A 21,187-nucleotide genomic window follows, 5' to 3' on the forward strand; every position below is an offset into this window, starting at 1 on the left:
TACACTGGGATTCGGATAGTATTAGCGACGGAGCGTGTACTCGTCGGGGTTCGCAAGGGATGGAGACGACCGAGAAAACTCGGCAGATCAATGACATGGCGACGCACGGAAGAAGCTTCCGGGCGAATAGCAAGTATCGCCGGTCAGGTTTTTCCAGGCATCTCTGGAAGACGACTGCGCTGTCCACTCTGGCACTTGCCCTTACCGGCATAGCCGCCCATGCCGGCGACACCGGACTGTGGCAGCCGCAGGTCCGCGCCATCATCGGCGCCAACAACAATGGCGGCAACACGGCGATCGAGGGTTTCCTGCCGCTGAAGCAGAACCTCGAATCCGTTCTCTTTCTCGATGTGCGCTCGAAATACGATTTCGACGACGGCTTCGGCCAGGACGTCGGCCTCGGCGTTCGCCGCATCGTGAATCCGGATCTGATGATCGGCGGCTACGCCTATCTCAACATCCAGAACCACGACAGTCACCAGTTCGTCGCCTCGACGCTCGGCCTCGAGGCCATCACCTCAAAATACGATGCGCACGTAAACGTCTATCTGCCGATCAGCGGCGACCGCAGCACGGCCGGGCAAGAGTCGAGCCTGTCGCTGGTCGGTCATCAGCTGATCGAGCAGATATCGGCCATCGCCCACCGCGATTACGCGGCCTGGGGCATCGAGGGCGAGGTCGGCGTTCAGGTGCCGCTCAACCTGCCCGAGAACCATTCACTGCGTTTCGATGTCGGCGCCTACCATTTCGGCGATCCCGACGGCGACGACGGCAGCATCACCGGCGCCAAGGCCGGCCTGGAATATTCGATCGGCGACGTCATCGGCAAAGGCACGTCGCTGACCTTCACCGGCGAGGTGCGCAACGACAACCGCGATGACACCCAGTTCGCCGGCAGCATCCGGCTGACGGTGCCGCTCAACGCTTTCGACAAGGGCTCGTCTTCGGCCGATGACGGCGCCGAGCCGGTCTATCCGGTCAGCCCCGGCCTGCGCAAACGCGTCAACGAGCGCGTGCGTGGCGACATCGGCGTTCGCATCGAGAGCCAGGACAAAGTTACCGGCACGTCGACGCGGGTGGCGATCAATGCCGCCACCAACACGGCATTCGGCCAGTTCTTCTTTGCCGATGGTGACAACGACGCGCTCGGCCTCGGCACGATCGGCGACCCGACCACGCTCGACAATGCGGTCGCCGGCGCCGGCGCGAACGGCGTCGTCGTCGCGCTCGGCGGCAAGGGCAACATTACGACAGCCGGTGTGACGCTCGCCAACGGCCAGACCGTCATCGGCGGTGGCGGGGGCGTCCAGGCGCGGCTCGTCGACGGCAGCATCGGCACCTACAATTTTGGCGGATCCAACGGCACCCTCCAGGGCACCAACCCCGCCAACAACGTCCTGACGCTCGCCAACGGCAACACGCTGAGCGGCATCATCATCACAGGCGGCAAGGACGGCATCCTCGGCAACAACATCACCGGCGCCACGTTGACCAACGTCACGGTCACCGGCACCGGCGGCCACGGCGCCGACTTCACCGGTACATCGACCGGCGTCAATGGCTCGAACTTCACCGCGACCGGCAACGGCCTCGACGGACTGCACATCGAAGGCGACGGCACCTATAACCTCACCGGCACGACGCTGCTGCAGGGCAATGGCGACGACGGCCTGGATATAACCGGCCACGGCACCTACACTTTCGCCACCCTCAACTCGCTCGACAACAACGATGCCGGCATTACCGTGAAGGGCACCGGGGTCGCCGGCTCGATCGACATCAGCGGCGGCCAGGTGTCGGCCAACAAGGCGCTCGGCGACGACGGCGTCGGTGTCTTCATCGATCCGATCACCGCCCATATCGTGCTGGATTCGATCACCCAGACCGGCGGCGCATCGGGCGTCGTGCTCGAGAATCTTTCGGGCAGCTTCACCGTCAACGGCGCGACGACGATCTCGAACACGACCGGACCGGGCATCGCGATCACGGATTCGCCGGCCGCGATCCGCTTCGGCGACATCAACATCACCGATCCCGGCACCGACGGCATGGTGTTTACCGGCGTCAATGCGTCCGTCATCGCCGGCAACATCATCATCTCGGGGCTCGGCTCCAGCATCGGCCTCGACTTCTCCGGCAGCCAGACCAATTTCACGGCGCAGTCGCTGAACATAAACGGCACCGGCGGCACGACGTCCATCGGCATCGACCTTGTCCAGACCAACGGCGGCACGATCATCATCACCAATGGCGGCACCATCGCCAATGTCGGCACCGGCGTGCGGCTCGGCATTGCCGGCTCGCCGGCCGACACCGCCAACGCCCAATTCACCTTCGGTGGCGGCTCGATCGGCGGCAACCTCGCCTCGCTCGACGCACGCGGCCTCAATTCCGGTTCGGGCCAATACGCATTCGGCACGACGACGTTCAACGGGCCGCAACTGTTCGACCAGACGCAGCTGATCTTTGTCGCCGCAGGCGGCACAGGCGACGGTACCTCGCTTTCGGACCTGGCTTCGATCACCGACGCCGACAACAATACCGACGGCACCGCGATTTTCGTGCTGGTCAATCGCGGTGTCATCGACGACACCGACGGCTTTACGCTCGAAGCGGGGCAGACCCTGGCCTCTTTCGGCAACGGCCGCACCTTCTCGCTCGGCGGCCTGCCGATCAATGTGACCGGCGACAACGTCGATCACGGCAGCACCATCTCGGATGCGGCCGGTGCCGCAACGCTGACCGCTTCGGGCGGCGGCGACGTCGTCACGCTGGCCAACAATACCTCGCTCCAGGACTTCAACATCTCCGGCGGTACCGCCAACGGCATCCATGGCAGCGGCGTTACCGGCGTCGTGCTGACCGGCATGACCGTGTCGGGGGCCGCCCTCAATGGCGTGCTGTTCGATGGCGCCAACGACGTTTCCGGCAGCAATCTGAGCTCGACCGGTAATGGCGGCGCTGGGCTGTCGATCCAGGGCGACGGCACCTACAATTTCACCGGCACGACGACGGTGTCGGATAATGCCGGCGACGGCTTGCTGATCAACAGCAATGCCATCACCAGCTTCCAGACGCTCAACGCGACCAGCAATGGCGGCAGCGGCGTCCAGGCCACGTCAACTGGCACCGGCTCGCTTTCGATCGACGGCGGTACCGTCAACAACAACACCACATCCGCCTTTACGGCGTCGAATATCGGGCTCGGTGTCACGCTCTCCAACATCGGCCACGTCGGCGGCACAACCGGCGTCAGCCTTTCGGGCGTCAGCGGCAGCGTCAGCGTTACCGGCCCGACGACGATCGGCAGCACCACCGGCGACGGCATCTCGATCAGCGGCAGCACGGCAACGGTTGGCTTCAGCGGCGACGTTTTCATCGGCCAGGTGCTCGGCAATGGCATTGCGCTAAGCGGCAATACCGGGGCAGTCAGCTTCGGCTATGCGGAAATCAGCCAGGCCGGCCTCAACGGCATCGATATTGGGGGCAATACCGGGTTAGTCACATTCTCTGGCCCCACCATCGTTGTCATCGGTTCTGCCGATGGCAGCGCGGGCATCAACTTCAGCGGCACAAACAACGACGTCAGTTTCGGTACGACGACGGTGTTGCTCGGCGAAGGGCTGAACCAGACGGGCATTGACTTCAGCGGCTCGTCAACGACAGCCGATTTCGGGCTGACCAGCATTACCGGCACCGGCGACCTGACCTCGCGCGGCATCGACCTGTCGTCGACGACCGGCAACAAGACGATCACCTTCCTGCAGGGCTCCAAGATCGACAATGTCGGCGTCGGTGTCGAATTGTCGTCAGGCGGCACCACGGCCACGTCGGCCAACGCCAACTTCGCCTTCGGCGACGGCAATTCCGCCGATGGGCTGGAATCCTTCATCACCGCCGCAACCGGCGGCTACACTGTCAATACGATCGGGCTGGATCCGGCGCTCGGCAACTACGACTTCGACGATGTCGTCTTCACCGGCGATGCCCAACTGGCGGTAACTGTCGGCGGGGTCGTCATGATCTCACAGACAGGCGGCACTATTCACGCGGGCACGAACGGGCTGAGCGCCGATGTCACCACCGTGACGGCCGCCCAGGCCGATGCCATGGTTGGCACGCAGACCTTCGCCTTTGTCGGCATCGTCGACCTCAGCGCGACGCCGTTCACGCTCGATTCGGGACAGTCGATCACCGGTTTCGGCAACGGCAATTCCATCCTCACCTCCGGTACGTTCCAGCCGGTCAATGTGCAGGGCAATCTCGGCGCCACCGGCGGCAATGTCACCGGCGATGAGGGCGTGGTCAAGAGCACGGGCGACACCCTTCATCTGCTCGGCAGCAATCAGGTGCGCAACACCGCCTTCGACTACAGCGGCGGCAGCGGCTCGGTGTTCGTCATCGACCAGAGCGTGGGTGGCTTCAACAATTCCGGCGGCATCGTTATCGAAGGCGTCACCGTCAGCAATGTCGCTGCCGGCCAGACGGCGTTCAACGTCGACGGCCTCACCGGCAACCTGTCGATTATCAACAACAATATCAACGTTGCCGGCACGCTGCTCGATGTCGACGGCGGCAACGGCAACATTACGGTCACCCGCGGCACCTTGCCCAACAGCGCGACGCCCGGCACGCTGACCGGTGGCGGCATCGCAATCGCCAACCGCACCGGCGGCTTGGTCAACTTCACGGACAAGGCGACGATCGGCGGCAGCGGCGTATCGCTGACCAACAACACCGGCGCCACAATCACCTTCGCCGATGTCGACATCACCACGGACGCCGCAACGGCGTTCACTGCAACCGGAGGCGGCTCGGTCAACGTCACGACCGGAACGATCAATGCCACCAATGCGGGAGCGGTGGCGCTCGACGGCATTGCGGCCAACATCAATTTCGCCTCGACAAGCGCCAGCTTCAGTTCCGGCAGCGGCGTCGACCTGCAGCATCTGACCGGTACGGTCGCGCTCGGCACCGGCACGCTGACCAACACCGGTTCGGGTACAGCCTTCAATGTCGGCTCGGCGGCCGATCAGAGCGGCGGCAATGCAATCATCTCCTATGCTGGCACCATCGCCAGCAACGGCACCGGGGCCGCCGTCTCGATCCAGGAACTGACCGGCGGCTCGGTGACGCTGTCGGGCAATCTGACCGACGGCAACGCAGCCGATGGCGGCCAGATCTTCATCGGTGGCATCGCCAACGGCACGGCGGCGACCGTCACCTTCTCGGGAAGCAGCAAGAAGATAAGCTCTGGCGCGACGACAGCTGTACAGATCGGCTACACGGGCCCCCTCTCCGCCATCGTCCCGTATGACAACACGGACGGCACGATCAACTTCACCAATGGCGGCCTGGATATAACGACAACGACCGGAGAAGGCTTCGGCGCCGCCTTCGGCGGCACCGTCAGCGTCTCCGGCACCGGCAACAAGATCGCCTCCGGCGGCAATGGTCTGTTCATTGTCCTCGCCGACGTCGGCGCCGCCGGCGTCACCTTCGACAGCGTCTCGGCCGTATCGACATCGGACGCTGCCGGCGTCTTGCTGACAGGGTCCAATCTGGCGGGCGACGTCAACATTGGCGGCCTGAAAGATACCGGCTACATGGGCGCCTCGCTGAACGCCCTGCTCGGCGCCGGTGCGGTGAATTTCACCGGCACGACCGATCTCGACGTCAGCTACCGAGGGTTCGATATCGGCGGCCCGCAAGTGGGCACCATAAACATCGCCAACGTCGCCGGCTCCACCCTGACCATCGACGGTGGGGAAGCCGGCATTGTCACGAACGGCCTGCAGGCAGGAATCATCAACGTTGGCGGCAATGGCGGCGTCGCCAGCATCGGCGCGACGACAAGCACCACCGGTGCGGCTATCGCCGTCAGCGGCGGTAACGACCTCATTCACGCCACGCTGAACTACAACGGCTCGATCAAGGTCGACACCGGCATGGTCGTGCAGGCCGTGGCCGACTGGAGCGAGCTCAACATGAGCGGTTCGGTCGTTTCGACTACGGCAGCAACTGGCATTGGTACGGCGGCCTTCGTCTTCACCGGCAACGCCAACGGCGTCTACAATATTTCAAGCACGATCGATCATACCGGCACGGGCATCGGCGTGCGGTTTGACGGATCGTCTAACGGGACGGCCACCTTCTCCGGTGCGTCGAAGATCTTCAACACCAGCAGCGGCACCAACGACGCGATCGTCAAGTTGCCCAGCATCAGCCCGACCCAGGGCATGGGCACGCTCAACTTCACCAATGGCGGCCTGGTCATCACCACCTCGAGCGGCGCCGGCTTCACCGCCAGCACTTTCGGCGCCGGCACGGTCAGCGTCAGCGGCACGGGCAACTCGATAACCACGACGACAGGCACCGCGCTCAACCTCGACAACGCGACGGTCGGCGCCGGCGGCATCAATTTCAGCTCCATCTCGGTCAATGGAGCGGCGACTGGCGTTTCGCTCAACAATGTCAGCGGCGGCACGCTCAATCTCGGCACGGTGAACCTGCAAGGCATCACCTCGACCGGCGTCGACATTTCCGGCACGCTCGGCTCGACGGTAAACTTCGCCAGCCTGACCATCGCCATGCCCGGCGACAATTCGACCGGCATCACCTTCGCCGATGCCGTCGTCAACAGCATCTTCACGACTGGCGGTTTCACGCTCACCAGTGCTTCCTCGACCGGCACCACCGCCGTCAACCTGTCCAACACCACCGGCACCGGCACCATCCAGCTCGGCGATCCGAACACGGCCGGCGCATCCTCCACCATCGGCGGCGCCGGCGCCGGACCCGGCATCGGCTTCCAGTTCACCCCGACGACGGCGATCAACTTGATCTATGGCGACGGCGAAAGCGCGGTCGACAAGCTGTCGACGGTCAAGGCAATCGACATCCTCAATTCCACCGGCGTTTTCCCGGTCGGCGGCACCTATAATTTCCAGGATGTCGACGGCGCAAATGGCGGCTTCATCGGCGACCTCTCCGAGGCCCAGGGACCGACCACCTATTATGTCGATCAGGACGGCGACGGCGACGGCACCGCCGCCAATCCGGGCTCGATTGCCGGCGCGGAAGCGTCGGGCGCCTCGGTTGTCATCCTTGTCGACACGTCGCAGAACGGCACCAGCAACCTCATCGACATGATGCAGGCTCAGCAGAATGGCGGCGGCAACAACACGCTCAACCTTGCCGATGGCCAGATCCTGATCGGTCTCAAGGCCGGCGATTCCATCGATACCGCGCCGCTGGGCGCCGTCGGCGGCGGCCTCGGCGGCAACTTCAGCTTCAGCGGCATCAATGCCTCGACCGTCATCACGGCAGCGTCCAATGTCGACAGCGTGCTGGCGACGCTGACGACCGCGAACGGCAACACCATCGATTTCTCCGGCAAGGCCGGCATCGAAAATGTCATCGTGCAGAACACCGGTGCGGGCCTTGGCATCTCCGGCACCAACATCACCGATCTTATCCTGCGCCGCGCCACGATCGCCGGCGGCACCGGTGGCGCCCTGTCGCTTACCGACGGCGCCGCTGCCAGCCAGATCGCACTGTCGAACCTGATCCTGTCGGCAACCGGCGGCGACATTGCCAAGGTTGACGGCACGGTCGGCGCCGGGCTGATGAAGGTCAGCGCCTTCTCCGACATCACGCTTCTGGGCAACAATGGCGAAACCGGCGGCTTTGGGGTGAGCGGTGTAACCTTCGATGCCGTTCCAGCGACTGTCGGCATCGACCAGGTCGACGGCGGCGCCTTCGTCGCCGGCACAAGCACCAATGGCGTCGGCGGTTATGGCCTGACGCTATCCGGTGTATCCGGCGATATCCAGTTCGACAGCATCACCGCCTACGGTGGCGTCAACGGCATCGCCTTCAATGGCGTTGACGCCACCGTCACGGTCAGCGGCGCCACCACCATCACCGGCACCAGCAGCTTCGGCATAGACGTCACCGGCGCCAACACCGGTACGTTCACCTTCGGCGCGGTGACGGTCAACAACACCGCCACGGCCGGCGACGGCATCCATGTGGTATCAGGCACGGTCAACGTCACCGGCCTCGCCAACATCGATACGACGAGCGGCGTCGGCCTGTCGCAGAGCGGCGGCACGACAAGCTTCACCGGCGGTGTGACCATCGACACCACGACCGGCACGGCCATCGTGGGCACCGGCGGCACGATGGGCATCACCGCTTCCGCTGCAGCCCAGACGGTAAATTCGACCAGCGGTCAGTCGATCAGCCTCACCAACGTCGCCGCCACCATTGCGCTTGACTCGACCTCGTCGGGCGGCGGCACCAACAATGTTGGCCTGGCCAATGTCACCGGAACAGTCAGCCTCGGATCCGGCGCATTGAGCGGCGCTTCGGGCGTCGCATTCCTGGTCAATGGCGGCGCTGCGACCGTCAGCTATGGCGGCTCCGTCACCAAGACCACCGCCGGCAAGATCGTCGACATCTCCGGCGTCACCGGCGGTTCGGTCACACTGTCCGGCGCGCTCAGCGCCACCGGCGGTTTCGACAATGGTATCTATGTCCACGGCAACTCCGGCGGGACCATCACTCTCAGCGGTGGCACGAAGACGCTGACCACTGGCGCCAATACGGCGGTCGACTTGACGACCAACACCGGCGCGACGATCAACTTCGATACGGGTGGCCTGGTGATTACCACCACCTCCGGCACGGGCTTCAACGCCAGCGGCGGTGGCACGGTCAGCGTCGGCGCGCTCCTCAGCGACAACAGCATCACCACGACGGCCGGCGGCACCGCGTTGAACCTCAATGGCGTTACGATTGGCGCTGCGGGCATGAATTTCGACAGTGTTTCGGCCACTGCCGCCGCAACCGGCATCTCGCTGACCAATATCGCCTCGTCCGGCGGCGGGGCCATCATTCTCGGCACGGTCAACCTGCAAGGCATCACCACGCGTGGTGTCGATGTTTCCGGCACGCTTGGCGCGGCGCTGTCCTTCAACGATCTCGACATCGGCCTGAACAGCACCACGGGCGTGGCCTTCGACCTCAACGGTGCCACCATCAATGCGGCGGTGACGGCCAATGACTTCGATGTCACCAATGCCGCCGCCGCCGGCACCTCGATAGGCGTCGACCTGCGTGGCACCACTGGCGGCCAGACGGTACGCCTCGGCGATGCCGTTGTCGGCGGCGCCAGCTCCAGCATTGCCGGCGTCAACACCGGCGTGTTCCTCAACAGCGCCACCAACCTCGCTTTCACCTATGGCGACGGCGAATCGGCGACCGACCAGCTCTCGACCATCGGCGCCAATGTAGGCATCGACGCATCCAGTGCGCCGGTTGCCGGCACCTACAATTTCCAGGATGTGAACTTCCAGTCGGCTCCCGGCCTGGGCTTCGGAGTCGGCAAGGTCTATTTCGTCGGCGCGTCCGCGACCGGTGACGGCAGCGGTCGCGACCAGAACAATCTCGCGACGCTGGCCACCGCCGAAGCAGCAGCCGTGGCGACGGACATTCTGGTTCTCGTCAACGATGGCGGCACCATCACCGCGGCAGGCAGCAATGGCAACGACACGCTGGCTCTCGCCACCGGCGAGCAGGTGCGCGGCTTCGGCAACGGCAACATCAATCTGGCGCTGACGGTGCCCTCCACCATCCAGCTCGCCAGCAACAGCATCTCGATCATCGACCAGACGCCCAATGGCGCCGCGACGCTGACGACGAGCGCCGGCAACAATGTCATCACGCTCGGCGCCAGCGGCAACATCATCGACGGCTTCATCCTGAATGGCAGCCCGGCGGGTGCCGCGCGTGGCGTCAAGGACAATGGCGCGGGTGCTGCGAATACCGTCATCAGCAACATGACCATCAGCAATTTCGCCACGCAGGGTATCGAGATCACGCCGTCAAACAGCACGACGATCAACAACGTTACTTTCTCCGGCAACGCCAGCGATGTGTGGCTGAACGCGTCCAACACCACCATCACCAACGTCACCAGCACCGGCGCCACCGGCATTGCTTTCAAACTCGACAACACCACCGGCACGACGACGCTGACCAACGTCAACATCACCACGGCGGCGACCGGAACCGGCATCGCCTTCGGTGGCGCGTCGGGCGCTGGCGGCACGATTGCCGGTACCAATGTCGACATATCGGGCGGCAGCGGCCTTTCGGTGACCGGCGGCAACGCGGTGATCAGCTTCGACGGCGCCAGCTCTATCATCAGCACGTCGGGCGCGGCGGCCACGATCTCGACCCGCGCTGGCGGCAGTTTCACCTTCGCCGGCTCGGTGATCGCCAATGGCGCTGCCAGCGGCATTAGTATTTCCGGCGCGACGGCGGCCAATACGGTGAGCTTCACCGGTACGGTCGATCTCGGCACCACGACGCCGATGACCGGCACCGCAGTCGCAATCAACAACGGCGCCACGGCCTCGACCGTCAGCTTCGCAAACCTCGACATCGTCACCAACGGCACCACCGGATTCAGCGCCATCAATGGCGGCACGGTCAATGTGACGACCGGCACGGTGAGCTCCACTTCCGCGCAGGCGGTCAACCTCAACGGCATCGCCACCACCACCGGCATCGCTTTCACCTCGACCAATTCGACCGGCGGAACCAACAACGTGTCGCTGACCAATGTCACCGGCGCCGGCACTGTCAGCCTCGGCTCCGGTGCGCTCGGCGGCGCGACCGGCGCGGCCTTCCTGGTCACCGGCGGCTCGGCCAATGTCAGCTATGCCGGCTCGGTCACCAAGACCACGGCCGGAAACGTCGTCAGCATCTCCACCCGCACCGCCGGCACCACGACATTGTCGGGCACTCTCAGCGCCACCGGCGGCGTGGCCAACGGGATCCTCGTCAACGCCAACACCGGCGGCACGATCAACTTCTCCGGCGCCAGCAAGATACTGACCACCGGAGCCAACAATGCCGTCGACCTGACGGCGAACACCAACACCGCGGTCAACTTCACCGGCGGCGGCCTGGCCATCACCACCACCTCCGGCACCGGCTTCAACGCCACGAGCAACGGTACTGGCACCGTGACCGTTATCGGCTCGGGCAACACGATTTCGACCGGCAGCGGCGTCGCGGTCAACCTTGACAGCGTTGCTATCGCGGCGGGCGGCGTGACCTTCGCTTCCACAAACAAAGGCGCCGGCGGCACCAGCGCCGTCATCCTCGATTCCGTCACCGGTTCGGGAGCGATCGACCTCGGCACCGGCGCGCTGGTGGGCGGAACAAGCGCCGTGATCCGTATCGGCGATGGCCTAGGCACCGCCAACAGCGGCGGCACGGCGGCGTTCACCTATGCCGGCGCGATCACCAGCGGCAGCACCGGCCAGGCGGTCAACATCCAGGATCGCGCCCTGACCGCCGGCAACATCACCCTGTCGGGCAACATCACGCATAATGCGGCGGGCCAGATCGGCATCCTGCTGGACGACAATGTCGCCGGCATCATCACCTTCTCCGGCGCGTCGAAATCGATCACCTCGACCACGGCGGCTGGCGTCAGCCTGAGCGACAATGCCGGCGCGACGATCAACTTCACCAATGGCGGGCTGGTCATCGCCACGACCAGCGGCGCCGGTTTCAGCGCCACCGGCCCCGGTCCGGCAGCCACCGGCGGCGGCACGGTGACGGTGCAGGGCACCGGCAACACCATCGCGTCCGGCACGGGCACGGCTCTTAATGTCGCCAACACGACGATCGGCGCCGGCGACGTGACGTTCAGGAGCATTGCGTCCAATGGTGCAGCCAACGGCATCGTGCTCAACAACACCGGCACCAGCGGCAATCTGGTGGTGACCGGCACCGGCGCGACGGGGGGCAGCGGCGGCACGATCCAGAACTCGACCGGCGATGGCGTCAGCCTGACCGACACTCAGGATGTCAGCCTGAGCAACATGATCATCAGCGACAATGCGGGCAACGGCATAAAGGGGCTGCGGGTCAACGGCGTGGTGCTCAACGGTCTGACCCTGAACAGCAATGCCGATGCCAACACCAAGTCCGGAATCCTGTTCAACGAACTTACCGGCAACGCCTCGCACGTCACCACGTTCACCAACCTTACTGTCTCGAACTCTTTCACCCACAATGTGCAAGTCATCAATTCCGGCGGCACGTTGACGAACCTTGTGGTGAGCGGCGGTACGTTCTCGAACAACGGCGCCTCAAACAATGCCGGCAGCGACTTCATCTTCGAGGCGGACGGCGCCGGTGTCGCCGGCGCGCCGACGATGACGCTGACCGTCGACGGCGCAACCTTCACCGGCAACAACGCCTATCCCGGACCGGGAGTCATCCCTGGAACCGGTCTGTTCGTCATTGCCAATGACGGTACCGTCAACGCTCACATCGGCGAGACCACGGGAAATCTATTCAACAATCTGAACAACGGCATCAACCTCACCCAGAGCAGCAATTCCGGCGCCGGCACGGGCGGCAATCTGAATTTCACCGTCCGGAACAACACCGTCACCAACAGCGACTCGACGGCCATCAACGTGTTCAGCAGCGGCGACCTCGCACGGACGCTTGACGGCACAATCGCCAACAACGTCATCGGTACGCAAGGCGTAGCAACCTCGGGATCGCGAACCGGCAACGGCATCAGGATTGGGCATGAAAGCCTCGGCGTCGCCAAGGTGCTGATCGACAACAACATTATCCAGAGCATCGGCGTCAACGGCATAAGCGGTGGCGACAGCGTCTCGATCACGCAGCTCGTGCAGCCGGGCACCGTGCACGCGACGGTCACCAACAACACCATTCGTGACAATGCCGACAGCCGCGGCATCACGGTCACCGCCACATTTGCCGGCGCTATCATCAATGCCGACGTTCATGCCAACACCATCACCAACGTCAACAACGCCAATGCCATCCGCTTCCTCGCGGACGGCCTCGGCGGCGCCGACGGCACGATCAACGTACCGCAGGCGAGCGAGGCCGGTATCGAAACCGTCAATGGCGGGGCAACGGCACTGACGGACACCCGGACGTTCTTCAACCAGCCGCTGCCACTGCTGCCTGCCGCGACACCGTAGTCAGCAACCTTGGATTTCGTCCCAGGAAATATATTTTATGACTCTGATATCGACTTGTTGTCTTACTTAGGCATAATACAAGAATTCAGACAGTAAGCGGCCAACGGAGGGAACGGGGATGAGTGAGCCTTATTTAGGTGAAGTCAAGATCATTTCCTGGAACTATGCACCGCGCGGCTGGGCATTTTGTAACGGCCAGTTGTTGCCGCTTAACCAGAACCAGCCATTGTTCTCACTTCTTGGCACCAGGTACGGCGGCAACGGCCAGACAAATTTTGCCCTTCCGGATATGAGGGGACGTGCGCCGGTTCATACGGGCGGCCCTATTGGTGCAATTGTCGGCGGCCAGGGCGGCGAAGAGTTTCACACGCTCACGCTCGGCGAAATGCCGACACACAACCATTTCGTCAACGCATCGAACACTGCCGGCAACGTCAACAATCCATCCGGCGCGCTGTTGGGGGCGAACGCCAGCCCGATCTATCAGCCGCCTGGCAGCGCGGTGGCTATGGCGAAGGAAAACATCACTTTCGTCGGTGGCGGCCAGCCGCATGAGAACAGATCGCCCTATCTCGTCTTGAATTTCATCATTGCCCTGCAAGGCATATTCCCGTCGCGAAATTAAGAGGACGCTTCGATGAGCCAACCTTTTGTCGGCGAGATCAGGATGTTCGGTGGCAATTTCCCTCCGAATGGCTGGGCGTTCTGCCAAGGCCAGTTGATGCCGATCTCCGAGAACGAAACCTTGTTCAATCTGATCGGTACGACCTATGGCGGCGACGGGGAGGAAACATTCGCCCTGCCCAACCTCGCATCCCGCATCCCCGTCCATGCTGGCAAGGGCCCGCTGGTCAGCCAGACCTATATCATTGGAGAACTGGGCGGGGTCGAATCCGTCACTGTTTCAACCCAACAAATGCCGAACCATTCCCATACCTGGACCGGTTCGTCGAATATCGCCAAGAATCCGGGTCCGTCCGGCGGTGTCCTGGCGACATCGAGCCTGCTGACGCCCTATGTGGGTATCGCACCTGATGGCAACATGGCCGCCGGAGCCATTTCGCCGGCCGGCGGCAGCCAGCCTCACGACAATATGGTGCCGTTCCTCGCCGTCAGTTTCATCATCTCGCTATTTGGCATCTTCCCCCAGCAAAGCTAGAGACTTGCCATGACCAATCCGTTCGTCGCCGAAATTCGAATTTTTGCCGGAGATTTCGCCCCGACGGGGTGGGCGACCTGCGATGGCCAGCTCCTGCCAATCTCGCAGAATACGGCGCTGTTTTCGCTGCTGGGCACAGTTTACGGCGGCGACGGCAAGTCGACCTTCGCGTTGCCGAATATGGCTGGCTCCGCGCCCATGGGGCAAGGACAGGGCAATGGCTTGTCGGAGCGGTTTCTCGGCGAGACGGGTGGCGAAACGTCCGTCACCCTTCTGCAAACGGAAATGCCGCAACATAATCATTTTGTCGCGATATCCACCGAGAGTGGCGCCCAGGGAACTCTTACCGATGCGGTTGTTCTGGGGAAGTCGGGGGGCGGAACGCTGTATCAGAACAACACTTCGCAAAATCTGGTCCAGATGGACCCCCAGGCACTGAGCATAACTGGCAGTACGTTGCCTCACAACAACCTGCCTCCCTATCTGGCGATGACGTTCATCATTGCCATGCAAGGCGTTTATCCGGCGCGTCCGTAAGCGCCACTCCATGATCCAGCTTCCGATTGTGGACAACGGGCCTGTTATATTTTGCTGGGTGCGCGCGGCGCGGATTGATCTGACGTTCCGCCCGATGGCGGACGCCGATCTGCCGTTCCTGTCGGCGCTCTACGCCTCGACCCGCGCCGAAGAACTTGCCGTCACGCCGTGGAGCGACGCGCAGAAAACGGCGTTCCTCGACATGCAGTTTCAAGCGCAGCACGCGCATTACCAGAAATACTATCCCAACGCCGACTGGCTGGTGATCGAGCAGGCAAGGCAAGATATCGGTCGCCTGTATATCGAGCGCTCGGCGAGCGAGCATTGCATCATAGATATCGCCTTCCTGCCGGCGCATCGCGGCAAGGGGTCTGGCGGTGCGTTGCTCGCCGATCTCATCGATGAGGCCGCCGCCGCCGGCAAGTCGGTCTCGATCCATGTCGAGAAGAACAATCCAGCGCGGCGGCTCTACAAACGCCTCGGCTTCACCGTTGCCGAGGACAAGGGCGTCTACGACCTGATGATCCGTTCGCCGTAAGGGCCGTGCCGGTCGTCACGTGCCGCGATACCAGGAGACGATGGTGAAACGTTCGTTGCGCGTGACCGGGGTGACTTCATGCGTCGTTTCCGAACGAAAGGCGACGAGAGAGCCCGGCAACGCGGGCATGGCAACGCGCAGGCCCGGGCCGCTGTAAGGCCCATGCAGGACCAGCGAGCCGCCTGCATAGCTTTTTGGCGAAGGGTTGTCCGATTGACGGTTGAGAAAGATCACCGCCGAGATCTTTCGGAACCGCGACTCGTCGTGAATGAGCGGCGTGTTGCCATCCTGGTGCGGCACAAAGAAATCGCCTTGCCGATAGTGAAGGAACTGAGGTTTCTCGACCTGGCCGAGCAGCAGCCCGAAATGCCGCTCCAGAGCCGCCTTCTGCTGCGCCAACAGGGCACTCACTCGCTCTTCAGTGGCCTGCGAAACATCGGCGCGCACGGTCTTTCGGATCTCCGGCCATGCCATCTTCTGGTCGGCACGCCCCAGCAGGCCGGCCGGACGGCCCACGGCCGCCCGAATTTCCGCGCACAGTGCGCTACACGCCGCTCCGTCAAATACGTCCGCAATCTCGATATAGTCGATCATATGTCGAGCCGCCGCGCTGCCAAATCGCCCTGATGGCCGGAGCGTCCCCGTGGCCGATCCGGTCGAAAAAAATCAGTTGAATACCGCCTCGTAAAGCCGCCCTGCCTCATCGGCAGCGATCGGCACGATGAAGATCTCATGGGCGCCGCTTTTGCCGTTGAACCGATAGATAGCCTGCGGCAGCGCCGCGTCGCGCGGCCCCCTGAACAGCAGCGTGAAGCCACCGCCGTCGCGCGGGCTGTTGGCAATGGGCTGCACCGCGCTCAGTTCCATCGTGAGCGTCTGACCGCCGGCTTCGACGGAAAAGCTCTGCCCCTGCTCGAAATCCGAAAGCGATGCCATGCGCCTGCCCTGGTTCGTCTGTCTTTCAGACGGCTCTCTTGAGATGTCTATCCCGTCAGCCAATCTCGCCGCTTCATGGCGTGCTGTCTATAGAGCTCGATCTCCAGAAGTACAAAAGAGCACGATCAAACAAACAGATAGATTTATCTTGGCCACGTAGGGTGAAGCAGCCGTCAACGCGTTGCGCACCGGCAGCCACTGGCCTAAACCGGAATGGTATAAGAGGAGAACACTAGGGATGACTGACGCGAAAACAGACACGGCCCCGGCCGGAAGCACCGCGACCAACGCGCTGCCGCTGTTCTACAAAAAACCCGAGGCGCTCAATCCGCTGCGGCACGGCTCACTCGGCCTTACGGCGCGGGCCGATTTCTCCTTTGCCCGCACCGCGCACGCCATCTCCGTCGTCGCATCGGAAATGCCGGCGGCGATGCGCTCCTATCCGATCGTTTTCATTGGCGACGCCAAGGCGCCTGTCATCATCACCGGTCTGCGCCAGGACCAGAACCTGTTCGTAGGCGCCGACGGCAAATGGGCGGAGCCGCATTACATTCCCGCCTATGTCCGCCGTTACCCCTTCATCCTCGCCGATGAATCGAAAACGACCGGCCGCCTGACGTTGTGCATCGACCGTGCCAGCGAACGCGTCGTCGAGCAGATGCCTTCGTCCAAGGACAGCGACGAGATCACGCCCTTCTTCGACGGCAACGAGCCGGACGAGGCCTCGAAGCAGGCGCTCGCCTTCTGCAGCCAGTTCCAGACCGACTTCAATGCGACTCGCGCCATGATCGACAAGATCGACGCGCACGGCCTGTTCGCGCCGCGGCAGAGCAAGGTGACGCTGGAGGGCGGCGAGACCCTCAACCTCACCGACTTTCAGGTGATCGACGAGCCGGCCTTCAACAAATTGAGCGACGAGGCGTTTCTCGATCTCAGGAAATCCGGCGCGCTTGCGCTGCTCTATTGCCATCTCGCCTCGAGCAACAGCTGGACCTCGCTGGTCTTCCAGGCGTCATTGCGGCGAGCTGGCTGACGCGGCCCGCGACGAAAAGCTTCGGCAAGGCGCGGGTTGTTTAAATCAACGGTTCGCGCCTTCGTACGACGATCTCTCCGCCGCTCGAATCATGCTGTTGTCGTGCAGATCGCTTGCCATGACGGGCTGGCGAACTCCCAATGCTCGACGTGTAGCTCTCGCCGAAATGCGCCGAGGCGGCATCACCCCCCGGTTCGCGGACCTGTCAATAAAGTCGAGCACGCCAGCCTTGCTGCCCTCCTCGATCGTTGAATAGCCGGTCGCGGCCATCGATCACGGTCCGAACGCAAAAAGCCCGCGTGAAGCGGGCTTTTTTTGTTGGTTGCGGGGACAGGATTTGAACCTGTGACCTTCAGGTTATGAGCCTGACGAGCTACCGGGCTGCTCCACCCCGCGTCACCTCCAGGGCAAGCTCTTGCTTGCTCCGGACTCTCCAGGGCAAGCTCTTGCCTGCTCCGGATCTGAAGCAAGCGTTTGCTTGCTTATCTGGACGTAAGCCTGGGCCTATGAACAGGATGGCTTACAGATAGGTATATGGCTGACCAAATGAAAGGGCCGCTTGCGCGGCCCGTGATCCCTTGGCGGGCCTTTTCGTAGAGAGAAGATTCAGTTTCATCCGGTTTGCGGATGAGAGTTCAACGTGCGTTTTGCAGACCTGGCAGCGACCTACTCTCCCGCGTCTTGAGACGAAGTACCATCAGCGCTGGAGCGTTTCACGGCCGAGTTCGGAATGGGATCGGGTGCAGCCGCTCCGCCATAACCACCAGGTCGGCAAAACGCACGTTATATCGAGAAGCTGTTTTTTCGTGCCAAGGCGACGTTTGTGTCTAGCTAACGGACAAAGTCCGCAAGCGCGACTGCGCGTCGCCGGTTTTCCGGCGCCCTCGCGGAGCATAGGCCCTGTTAAGGGCCGCTCATGCGTGAGCGCTGGTCAGATCATCGTGTTCACGATGAGCATAAGGAATGAGAACGATCAAGCCGATCGAACTATTAGTACCGGTAAGCTTCAAGCGTTGCCGCTCTTCCACACCCGGCCTATCAACGTGGTCGTCTTCCACGGTTCTCAGGGAATACTCGTTTTAAGGTGGGTTTCCCGCTTAGATGCCTTCAGCGGTTATCCCGTCCGGATATAGCTACCCTGCTATGCGGCTGGCGCCACAACAGGTCCACCAGAGATCCGTCCATCCCGGTCCTCTCGTACTAGGGACAGATCCTTTCAATATTCCTACACCCACGGCAGATAGGGACCGAACTGTCTCACGACGTTCTGAACCCAACTCACGTACCGCTTTAAATGGCGAACAGCCATACCCTTGGGACCTGCTCCAGCCCCAGGATGCGATGAGTCGACATCGAGGTGCCAAACAACCCCGTCGATATGGACTCTTGGGGGTCATCAGCCTGTTATCCCCGGCGTACCTTTTATCCGTTGAGCGATGGCCCTTCCACGCGGGACCACCGGATCACTATGACCGACTTTCGTCTCTGCTCGACTTGTCAGTCTCGCAGTCAGGCAGGCTTATGCCATTGCACTCAGCGAACGATTTCCGACCGTTCTGAGCCCACCATCGCGCGCCTCCGTTACTCTTTAGGAGGCGACCGCCCCAGTCAAACTACCCACCATACATTGTCCCGGACCCGGATAACGGGCCGCGGTTAGACATCCATAGTAATAAGGGTGGTATTTCAAGGGTGGCTCCACCTGAGCTGGCGCCCAGGTTTCAAAGCCTACCACCTATCCTACACATGCCACTACGAATGCCAATGTAAAGCTATAGTAAAGGTGCACGGGGTCTTTCCGTCTAACCGCAGGAACCCCGCATCTTCACGGGGAATTCAATTTCACTGAGTCTATGCTGGAGACAGCGGGGAAGTCGTTACGCCATTCGTGCAGGTCGGAACTTACCCGACAAGGAATTTCGCTACCTTAGGACCGTTATAGTTACGGCCGCCGTTTACTGGGGCTTCGATTCAGAGCTTGCACCCCTCCTCTTAACCTTCCAGCACCGGGCAGGCGTCAGACCCTATACGTCGTCTTGCGACTTCGCAGAGCCCTGTGTTTTTGATAAACAGTCGCTACCCCCTGGTCTGTGCCACCCTCCTCTACTTGCGTAGAAAAGGGTCACGCTTCTTCCGAAGTTACGCGTGCAATTTGCCGAGTTCCTTCAGCATAGTTCTCTCAAGCGCCTTGGTATACTCTACCTGACCACCAGTGTCGGTTTCGGGTACGGTTTATAAGGAGGAGCTATTTCCTGGAACCGCTCCGCTGCCCGTTCAATCCGATAAGATTGGACAACTTGTGCGATCCGTCACTACCTCCAAGCCCACGAATATTAACGTGGTTCCCATCGACTACGCGTTTCCGCCTCGTCTTAGGGGCCGGCTAACCCTGCTCAGATTAGCTTTAAGCAGGAACCCTTGGTCTTTCGGCGGGGGAGTCTCTCACTCCCCTTACGTTACTCATGTCAGCATTCGCACTTCTGATACCTCCACCACCCCTCACGGGTATGGCTTCGTCAGCTTACAGAACGCTCCGCTACCGCTTGGCCCTTGCGGACCAAACCCTAAGCTTCGGTGTATGGCTTTAGCCCCGTTACATTTTCGGCGCAAAGACCCTTATTTAGACCAGTGAGCTGTTACGCTTTCTTTAAATGATGGCTGCTTCTAAGCCAACATCCTGGTTGTTTTGGGATCCTCACATCCTTTCCCACTTAGCCATAACTTGGGGACCTTAGCTGTAGGTCAGGGTTGTTTCCCTTTTCACGACGGACGTTAGCACCCGCCGTGTGTCTGCCGACTAGTACTCCCAGGTATTCGGAGTTTGGTTAGGTTTGGTAATCCGGTGAGGACCCCTAGCCCATCCAGTGCTCTACCCCCTGGGGTATTCGGTCGACGCTCTACCTAAATAGATTTCGCGGAGAACCAGCTATTTCCGAGTTTGATTGGCCTTTCACCCCTAGCCACAAGTCATCCCGAACTATTGCAACAGTTATGGGTTCGGTCCTCCAGTAAGTGTTACCTTACCTTCAACCTGCTCATGGCTAGATCACTCGGTTTCGGGTCTAATGCGACGAACTGAACGCCCTGTTCAGACTCGCTTTCGCTGCGCCTACACCTAGCGGTTTAAGCTTGCTCGTCACACTAAGTCGCTGACCCATTATACAAAAGGTACGTGGTGACCCTTGCGGGCTCCCACTGTTTGTAGGCAATCGGTTTCAGGTACTCTTTCACTCCCCTTGTCGGGGTGCTTTTCACCTTTCCCTCACGGTACTAGTTCGCTATCGGTCATGCACGAGTACTTAGGCTTGGAAGGTGGTCCTCCCAATTTCAGACAGGATTTCACGTGTCCCGCCTTACTCGAGGACGATTGATCGCATTACGCGTACGGGGCTGTCACCCACTATGGCCCTACTTTCCAGAAGGTTCCGCTTGTCTCTCAATCGCCACTGGCCTGGTCCGGGTTCGCTCGCCACTACTTCCGGAGTCTCGGTTGATGTCCTTTCCTACGGGTACTTAGATGTTTCAGTTCCCCGCGTTCGCCACTTTATCCCTATGTATTCAGGATAAGTTACCTATTATCGATACTTGGAAACCACAGTAGCAGATCGCTCTGCTACTCTGATTTTCCAAGTACCTTAGGTGGGTTTCCCCATTCGGAAATCTACGGATCAAAGGGTATTCGCACCTCCCCGTAGCTTATCGCAGCGTATCACGTCCTTCATCGCCTGTGCATGCCAAGGCATCCACCAATTGCCCTTAAGACACTTGATCGTTCTCATTGCCAATGCCCATCCGCGCAATCCGAAGGATTGTCGCTTCAGCCTCTCCCTTGCGGGGTTGGCGTCCGCGCAATTCCAAAGGAATTGTCGCCTGAACCGGATCCTGTGCGGGATCCACATTCGATGTCATTGGCACAAAAAGACCAGCTTCTC

Annotated in this window: 8 protein-coding genes, 1 tRNA gene and 2 rRNA genes; 6 read left to right on the plus strand and 5 right to left on the minus strand. The window is 61.7% G+C overall.

The features are described 5' to 3' along the window. Positions 1-95: 95 nt before the first annotated feature. The 5 genes from ACYG97_RS19290 to ACYG97_RS19310 all read left to right on the plus strand — a co-directional run bounded on the left by ACYG97_RS19290 (position 96) and on the right by ACYG97_RS19310 (position 15,286). Positions 96-13,052 (plus strand): inverse autotransporter beta domain-containing protein, encoded by a 12,957-nt coding sequence (locus tag ACYG97_RS19290; protein WP_156937183.1) that lies wholly within the window; start codon positions 96-98, stop codon positions 13,050-13,052. Between the two features lie 118 nt (positions 13,053-13,170). Continuing rightward, positions 13,171-13,677, plus strand: coding sequence for a phage tail protein (locus tag ACYG97_RS19295; RefSeq protein WP_023672955.1), 507 nt, complete (start codon positions 13,171-13,173; stop codon positions 13,675-13,677). 12 nt (positions 13,678-13,689) lie between these two features. Next, entirely contained in the window at positions 13,690-14,211 is a 522-nt protein-coding gene (locus tag ACYG97_RS19300; RefSeq protein WP_023672956.1) for a phage tail protein, read from the plus strand. A 9-nt stretch (positions 14,212-14,220) separates the two neighbouring features. Then, entirely contained in the window at positions 14,221-14,748 is a 528-nt protein-coding gene (locus tag ACYG97_RS19305) for a phage tail protein (protein WP_023686661.1), read from the plus strand. Between the two features lie 10 nt (positions 14,749-14,758). Further along, entirely contained in the window at positions 14,759-15,286 is a 528-nt protein-coding gene (locus ACYG97_RS19310) for a GNAT family N-acetyltransferase (protein ID WP_031237766.1), read from the plus strand. 15 nt (positions 15,287-15,301) lie between these two features. Here ACYG97_RS19310 and ACYG97_RS19315 read toward each other — a convergent pair whose 3' ends face one another. Further along, the gene (locus ACYG97_RS19315) at positions 15,302-15,880 is read right to left on the minus strand and encodes a 2OG-Fe(II) oxygenase (protein WP_023733650.1); all 579 of its coding nucleotides are present in this window, start codon (positions 15,878-15,880) and stop codon (positions 15,302-15,304) included. A 72-nt stretch (positions 15,881-15,952) separates the two neighbouring features. Continuing rightward, complete coding sequence (locus ACYG97_RS19320) at positions 15,953-16,222, minus strand: DUF6916 family protein (protein WP_023672960.1); 270 nt, start codon at positions 16,220-16,222, stop codon at positions 15,953-15,955. A gap of 238 nt (positions 16,223-16,460) precedes the next feature. Between ACYG97_RS19320 and ACYG97_RS19325 the strand changes: the two genes are divergently transcribed. Further along, a complete protein-coding gene (locus tag ACYG97_RS19325) occupies positions 16,461-17,255 on the plus strand; it encodes a SapC family protein (RefSeq protein ID WP_023733651.1) in 795 nt (264 codons plus the stop codon). Between the two features lie 319 nt (positions 17,256-17,574). Here ACYG97_RS19325 and ACYG97_RS19330 read toward each other — a convergent pair. The 3 genes from ACYG97_RS19330 to ACYG97_RS19340 all read right to left on the minus strand — a co-directional run bounded on the left by ACYG97_RS19330 (position 17,575) and on the right by ACYG97_RS19340 (position 21,026). Continuing rightward, positions 17,575-17,651 (minus strand) — tRNA-Met (locus tag ACYG97_RS19330). 257 nt (positions 17,652-17,908) lie between these two features. Beyond that, a 5S ribosomal RNA gene (gene rrf / locus ACYG97_RS19335) occupies positions 17,909-18,023 on the minus strand. Between the two features lie 201 nt (positions 18,024-18,224). Beyond that, positions 18,225-21,026 (minus strand): 23S ribosomal RNA (locus ACYG97_RS19340). Positions 21,027-21,187: the final 161 nt, after the last annotated feature.

This window comes from Mesorhizobium sp. W067 (assembly GCF_054719525.1).